This is a genomic window from Symbiopectobacterium sp., from assembly GCF_051710365.1.
Lineage (GTDB): Bacteria > Pseudomonadota > Gammaproteobacteria > Enterobacterales > Enterobacteriaceae > Symbiopectobacterium.
In genome coordinates, this window is record NZ_JBPETA010000211.1 from 1 (window position 1) to 5,051 (window position 5,051).

4 protein-coding genes and 1 pseudogene are annotated in these 5,051 nt (G+C 46.9%); 1 reads left to right on the forward strand and 4 read right to left on the reverse strand.

Annotated elements, in window-relative coordinates; translation table 11 throughout:
* Positions 1 to 188: 188 nt before the first annotated feature.
* Positions 189 to 1,706, reverse strand: a pseudogene (locus ACTBDZ_RS15025) (diguanylate cyclase domain-containing protein).
* Positions 1,707 to 2,486: 780 nt separating this feature from the next.
* Entirely contained in the window at positions 2,487 to 3,275 is a 789-nt protein-coding gene (pdeH, locus tag ACTBDZ_RS15030) for a cyclic-guanylate-specific phosphodiesterase (RefSeq protein WP_438815913.1), read from the reverse strand.
* 224 nt (positions 3,276 to 3,499) lie between these two features.
* On the opposite strand from pdeH, the gene ACTBDZ_RS15035 reads away from it, so the two are divergent.
* Positions 3,500 to 3,721, forward strand: coding sequence for a YfhL family 4Fe-4S dicluster ferredoxin (locus tag ACTBDZ_RS15035; protein WP_438815914.1), 222 nt, complete (start codon positions 3,500 to 3,502; stop codon positions 3,719 to 3,721).
* Here the strand turns inward: ACTBDZ_RS15035 and acpS are convergent.
* A complete protein-coding gene (gene acpS, locus ACTBDZ_RS15040) occupies positions 3,696 to 4,115 on the reverse strand; it encodes a holo-ACP synthase (RefSeq protein ID WP_438815915.1) in 420 nt (139 codons plus the stop codon). The genes ACTBDZ_RS15035 and acpS overlap by 26 nt on opposite strands.
* Complete coding sequence (gene pdxJ, locus ACTBDZ_RS15045; RefSeq protein ID WP_438815916.1) at positions 4,115 to 4,846, reverse strand: pyridoxine 5'-phosphate synthase; 732 nt, start codon at positions 4,844 to 4,846, stop codon at positions 4,115 to 4,117. The genes acpS and pdxJ overlap by 1 nt, the downstream gene beginning before the upstream one ends.
* Positions 4,847 to 5,051: the final 205 nt, after the last annotated feature.

Below are 5,051 nucleotides of genomic sequence, written 5' to 3' on the forward strand. Positions count from 1 at the left end.
AGGTTACGGATGGTAACGTGGGGAGTACTCATGCTGATTGGTCTGCAAAAAGCAGTAATAAATTCAGAACTTCAGAATACTGTCAAGTCCCGAAAAAAGAAAAATCAGGTGCGGAATGACGGATTGAACACACAAACTGCCCAATTAATGGCAGTTTGTGTTGTTCGTTTCCCTAACGTACCCAATTATCACTGATGACCGTTTTGTACGACGTAGATTTGCGTTTGGCTGCGCCCCATGGCTTTTGCCTGATACATGGCAGAGTCTGCGTTGATGGCTAACGTCAATGAATCAGTACCGTGCTCAGGATAGAGCGCAATACCGATACTGCATGACACCTCAAGTTTTTTCCCTTAAATATCAAAAGTTTTATTCATAGCATTATGAATCTTGTCTGCAACATAGAGAGTGTTAGCTTCTTCTTTAATGCCTTGCAGCAAGATAATAAATTCATCGCCACTACGGCGATAAACAGTGTCAGTATCACGTACTGAAATCCGCATGCGCGCAGCGGCTTCTTTTAACAACAAGTCGCCAATGGCATGACCAAAGGTATCATTGATCTGTTTGAATTTATCCAAATCAAGAAACATCAAAGCGATACGACGCCCTGTCTGTTTTGATAACAAAATAGCCTGTTCCATCTGTTCCGCAAACGTCAGGCCGTTTGCCAGTGATGTCAGCGAATCATAGTGTGCCAGTTGGCGGTAATGCTCTTCACTGCGTCGCAGCATATCAATCGCACTGTACCGTTCGATAGCAATCGCCACCAACTGCGCAGATTTTTCAATGGAAAAGGTTTCTTCTTCATTGGGCACATAGGGCTTACGGTGGTAAACGCTGAGCACACCGAGGATCTCTTTATTCTGGCCGATAACCGGCTCAGACCAGCAAGAGCGTAACCCGGCATAGAGCGCGAGCCCTTTATACAATGACCAATCAGGATGAACGTAAATATCTTACTAAATCAAGAACTTAACGTTATACGCCGCGGTACCAAAAGAGGCGGCACCGTCAGCGATTTTTACGTTATGAATGGCATTTTTATAAAAACCGGGCAGGCTGGGCGCAGAAGCCAACGTCAGACACTTCTTCTCTTTATCCACCAACAATACGGAGCAGACGATGCGACCCGGATTTTTTTCCTCCACACTAAACACGATGGCATCAAGGATATCTTTCAACGGAGCACCGCTGGAGAGAAGTTCTAACGCGCGATTATAGGAGTTATCGTGATGTTCCTTTGCTTTACGCTCCGTAATGTCCAGCTTCACCCCAACATAATTCGTTGAATCTGTGACTTTATTATAGATTTTAGAAATATTGGCCTTTTCCCAGTAAAGCTGCCCGTCTTTACGACGGTTAATAAATTCACCGCTCCAGGTTTCACCACGATCGAGCGTTGACCAGAGATCTTCATAGACGCTGGGGTTGGTCATTCCCGAATTCATTATATTGGTTTTTTTACCGATCACTTCATCGGGCATATAACCGGACATGGTTACAAACTGACGATTTACATAAAGAATTTCACAATTCTCATTCGCAATAATGATCGAAGCCGGGCTATATTCTGTGGCATAAAAAATCGTATCGAGGAAGTCTTGTTTTTCGCGATCCTGCTTAAACTTTTGCTTGCTTCCCCTGTTTCTGATAACAGAAACTAACAACAGTATTATAAGTATGGTTATTATTATCTCATACACAATAACACGCCCCTCAGTCCTCGGAAAGACTGGTCATACAAACCACATCACGGATAGTGAAACACACAGACAAAGCGCCGCTCTCCCATACAGATTCGGGATCGGCAGTTTTCCGGAGAGCGGGAGGGAGGGATGAAAAAAAGCTCCTGTGTTCAGATGAATTCAAAAACATAGGAACATCAGCATAAAGCCCCCATCTATCACTGTGTGTAAATAAAAATAACAAGTCCAAACAGAGTATCTTTAATTAGCGTTAAGGTGATGAATAATAACTCGTGTTATAAGTTTATCTAATGAAATAAAAAACTTACGAATTTCAATGTTACGTATTTTTCAAAATTCTGTAAGCAAATCAATTATACCAATAGGTATCACTGTTTTAATCAATAAAATCTATCACCACACGATAATTGATCGTTCTCATTAAATAAAAAACCTATTTTCTCATTATATTCATAAAGTTACCATCAATGCAAAATCGTTTCACTTATCATGTGCACCTGTTGAGTCCCCATCAAGATCAGGAGCGGCAAGGTTCATTCCACTAATCATTAACAATATAAAACACCATTGCTGAAAAAATTACAAGAATCAAACAATGAAAAGAGCCTGTATAACAAAATGAATCACCATTTTTAACGTTTAGATGTCAGGCAGGACAGCAAACGGCGAAAAAGCAGCGCACGAGGAAAGGGAGAAATAAAATGTAAATTATCGTGTCAAGTAACCAACGCGCCAACAGTGATACCAGTCCAATAGGTTTAACTGACTCTGCTCAGATTACAACGTAGATTTCAACTCGCTAAAATTCTCAAAAGGTTGGGGGCGAGAAAGGAAATACCCTTGCACCGCGTCAGCCCGCGTTTGCGTTACCATTCCCCACTCTTCCTGCGTTTCGACCCCTTCAACCACCACGTGATTACAAAAGCGGGACAGCAGCGCCACCAATGACGGGAACAGCTGACGGCCCTCCTCACTTTTTTGCAGCAAAATAAACAGCTCGCGCGCCACTTTGATATAGTCATATTGCGCTTGCATCAGCGAAGAAAAATTGGCGACGCCCGCCCCGAAATCATCCAGCCACAGGTGACGCATTTCGGGAAACATAGTCAAGACTTCTTGCGAGAGCGTCCCCTGATTTTCCACGATCTCGAATCGCAGCCAAGGCATGGATGCGATCAACTGCTTCGCTTCATGGCTCTGTTGTAACGCATGCAACGTTTGCCCGTCCACATTGACTGACGCCAGAATGCCATCCTGAATAAAGCGAGGATGCCAACGCGACAGAAGCTGCATTTGCTCAATCACTACCTGTAACCGCTCAGCCACATTGATACTGGCAAAATAGGTTTCAGGTGAAACAAAACGCTGCGGAAATGCTGGCGAAAACACAGCAGTAAGCAGCTCTATCGCTAACAGTTTGCCGCTGATGCGGTAAATAGGCTGAAAGTTATAGCGTCTTTGACAGTGATGCCAATACTGGCGTTCAAAAGCTGCCGCATCCCCAAGTTCAGAAGGCAGTGCCTGTATAACCCCTAAATTCCCCTGCTGCCCGATACATTTTGTCATAAGACCTGATGTGATACGTTGTTAGCCTGCTTATACTTAGAAAAATGGATATCGGCAAAGCCACGAAAACTTTATTCATTATTTGGCTTACTACGCTATTTTATGCGAGAGATATCGGGGAAAGAGAGTGCTCCGCTACGTCGTTACGAGTATAATCCGCAGCTGGTTTTGCAAGGTATAAAGAAATGGCATTACTGATCACCCCTAAATGCATTAACTGAGACATGTGCGAGCCTGAATGTCCCAATCAGGCAATTTCCATGGGGTTAGATACCTATGAAATAGACCCGCTGCGTTGCACAGAGTGTGTGGGCCACTACGATGTGCCTACCTGCCAAAAGGTATGCCCGATTGACAATACAATCATTCGTGACCCGCAACAAGTGGAAACGCAGGAGCAATTATGGGAAAAGTTTGTTGTTATGCATCACGCCGATCGTCTGTGAGCGGGCGTTTTCGCTCCCCCTCAAGGATCACCGTGGCGCAGGCATAGTGCCGCTCATCGGCAATGGTCACGTGTATCTCCTCCACCCCTAAGTTTTCCGCCATCGATTGCGCGCGTCCCCAAAGCCGCAGGCAAGGTTTACCCAACGCATCGTTGAAGACGTCGAATTGATCGAAAGCCAGCCCCTGGCTAATGCCGGTGCCTAAGGCCTTCGCCGCCGCTTCTTTGACAGCAAAGCGCTTGGCAAGATAGCGGGCAGACTGCGGGTGCTTTTCATAGTGCACCCACTCTTGTGCGGATAACACTCTGCGCGCCAGGCGATCGCCGGATCGCGCGATAATCGCCTCGATACGGGCGATCTCCACAATGTCCGAGCCAAGTCCCAGAATAGCCATTAACGACGGGCTTCCCGCAGCAATGCCTTCATTTCCGCGACGGCCTCTGCCAAGCCACTCATCACGGCGCGACCGATAATCGCATGCCCGATATTAAGCTCATGGATTTCAGGCAGGGCCGCAATAGCTTGCACGTTGTGGTAGGTCAGGCCATGTCCGGCATTTACCTTGAGCCCTTTGCTGGCGGCATAAACTGCCGCATCGCGAATACGCGCCCACTCTTGCTGGCGCAGCGTATCGTCCTGAGCATCGGCATAAGCACCGGTATGGATTTCGATATAAGGAGCGCCAACGGCTACAGCGGCATCAATTTGCGCCCGTTCGGGGTCGATAAACAGAGATACCAGAATCCCCGCCTCGTGCAAACGAGCCACGGCTGATGTCATGCGCGGCAGTTGACCCGCAACGTCCAACCCACCTTCCGTTGTCACTTCCTGGCGTTTCTCAGGCACCAGACAACAAAAGTGAGGACGAAGCTCGCAGGCAATCGCCAGCATCTCTTCCGTCACCGCCATTTCAAGGTTCATGCGCGTCTGCAACGTTTGGCGTAACAAACGCACATCGCGATCGGTGATATGACGACGATCTTCACGCAGATGAACCGTAATACCATCCGCCCCGGCTTGCTCGGCAACAAACGCAGCCTGCACCGGATCGGGGTACGCTGTGCCGCGCGCATTGCGCAGGGTCGCCACATGATCGATATTTACACCTAGCAAAAGCTCTGCCATGAAATCAGTCCTCAAAAGAATCACCGTTAGACGACCAGTGTACACTGGCCTTTCGGTTCGTTACCACTGCGGCTATCTTTAGATCCGTCATTCCGCACCTACTTTAAGAATAAATTCGACGGTATCGCTCGCCGAGAACATCAACGATGGTCTTGTGAATAGAATTGAGGTTGGATACTTGTGGTGGTCTGTCACCAATACTGAA

What these genes read in the sequence shown, in the direction of transcription:
- pdxJ (WP_438815916.1), bottom strand. Translation starts at nt 4,846, where the DNA reads ATGGCAGAGCTTTTGCTAGGTGTAAATATCGATCATGTGGCGACCCTG.
- ACTBDZ_RS15035 (WP_438815914.1), top strand. Translation starts at nt 3,500, where the DNA reads ATGTGCGAGCCTGAATGTCCCAATCAGGCAATTTCCATGGGGTTAGAT.
- pdeH (WP_438815913.1), bottom strand. Translation starts at nt 3,275, where the DNA reads ATGACAAAATGTATCGGGCAGCAGGGGAATTTAGGGGTTATACAGGCA.
- acpS (WP_438815915.1), bottom strand. Translation starts at nt 4,115, where the DNA reads ATGGCTATTCTGGGACTTGGCTCGGACATTGTGGAGATCGCCCGTATC.